Annotated in this window: 1 protein-coding gene; it reads right to left on the bottom strand. The window is 74.3% G+C overall.

The features are described 5' to 3' along the window. Positions 1-1,884: condensation domain-containing protein (locus ACGF0J_RS38015; RefSeq protein WP_393154166.1), on the bottom strand; the 1,884-nt coding region annotated here is incomplete at both ends.

Genomic DNA, 1,884 nt, shown 5'->3' on the forward strand with positions numbered 1-1,884 from the left:
CGCGAACAGCTCCTCCACCGCGTCCCAGTTGAACAGCAGCCCGCCGTCCACCTCCACCACCTGGTGGTCCAGCCACACCTGCGGCGTCTGGGAGACGCCCCACACCGGCTCGGCGAACATCCGGCCGGTGGCCGCCCCGTCCTCGCCGGTGACGCCGAGGGTGCTGGTGAAGACGACCGGCATGGTCACCTCGGCGGAGCCGGTCCGCCTGGCCAGTTCGCGCATCACCTGGATGGCGGAGACCTCGCTGTGCTCCAGGTCGCGGACGACCTGCCGTTGCAGGCGGCGGGCGCTGTCCAGCCACGTGTCACCGGGCTGCGGCTGGTAGGCGACCAGCAGCAGCGAGGTGAAGTCGCCGAGGACCGCGTCGATGTCGGGGTGCACCTCCCGCCGGTCGAACAGCGTCAGATTGATCGTCAGGTCCTGGCGGGCGCTCCACGCGCCGAGCACCTCGGCGAACGCGGTGGCGAGCACCGTGGACGGGGTGAGGCCGCACGCGCGCGCGGTCTCCTTGATCGCGGCCCACTGCCCGGGCGACAGCCGTGCCTGACGGCGCGCGAAGCGGGGCCGGCCGATCCGGGCGGGGTCGGCGGCGAGCGGGAGCTGCGGGCCGGGTGGCAGGTCGGCCACCCGCTGCGACCAGTAGGTCTCCGCGCGGCGCAGCGCCTCCGGGTCCGGCTCGACGGTCAGCACGTAGTCGCGGAACGACATGCCGATCGGGGGCAGCTCGGCGGCCGGGTCCGCGTACAGGGTCTCCAGCTCGCGCAGCAGGGTCATGGTGCTGAGCGCGTCGAGGACGATGTTGTCGAAGCTGACGCCGAGCCGGGTGCGGCCGTCGCCGTACCGTACGGCGCGCGCGTCGAACAGCGGCCAGCGGGTGGCGTCGAGGACCTGGTGCGACATGGCGTCGCGGAGGTCGGCGAGGGCCCGGTCGGCGTCGTCGCCGGCGTCCACGACGGGGATGGTGAAGCGCGGCACCCGCGGCAGGATGCGTTGTCGGCCGTCGGGCAGGAACTCGGCGCGCAGCATCTCGTGCCGTTGGACGAGCCGGTTCCACGCCTCCTCCAGGCGGGCGACGTCGAGCCCGGTCAGGTCGTACTCGGTGTAGAAGTGGCAGCCGACGCCGCCCAGGGCGAAGTCGTCGGTCCGGCCCACCCAGTAGGCACGTTGCACGTCGGTCGGCGGGAACGGGTCGTGCCGGTGCTCGGGGTCGGCCCGCAGCGCGGACCGGCCGGTCCCGCCGGCCGGGTCGCCGGGTCGCAGGGTCGCGGCGAAGTCGGCGAGAACGGGCCGCTCGAACAGGTGGGACAGCTCGGCGCCCGCGACACCGGCGGCGCGCAGCCGGGTGATGAGCCGGGTGGCGAGCAGGCTGTCGCCGCCGAGGGTGAAGAAGTCGTGGTCGCGCCCGACGGCGTCCACGCCGAGCAGCTCGCGCCACAGGTCGGCGACGGTGCTCTCCAGCCCTTCGCGAGGCGGGTCGAGGCGTTCGGCCCGGTCCACGGCGTGCTCGCCCGCGATGCGGGTGACGGCCGCACGGTCGATCTTGCCGTTGGGTGTGAGGGGGACGTCCGGGCGCAGTGTGACGTGCTCGGGCACCATGTACGGCGGCAGCCGGTCGGTGAGCCATGCGCGCAGCTCGTCCGGGCCGGGTGTGTCGGCTCCGGCGGCCGGTACGGCCAGGGCGGCCAGCCGGCGGGCGGCCCCGCCGACGACAGTGGCCACGGCCTGGCCGACGGCCGGATGGGCGAGCAGGGCGGCCTCCACCTCGCCCAGCTCGATCCGGTGCCCACGCACCTTGACCTGCTGATCGACCCGGCCCAGGAACTCCAGCGTCCCGTCCGGCCAGTACCGGCCCAGATCACCGGTGCGATACCAGCGCATCCC

It is taken from the genome of Nonomuraea sp. NPDC047897, assembly GCF_043204415.1.
In the GTDB taxonomy this organism is placed as follows: domain Bacteria; phylum Actinomycetota; class Actinomycetes; order Streptosporangiales; family Streptosporangiaceae; genus Nonomuraea.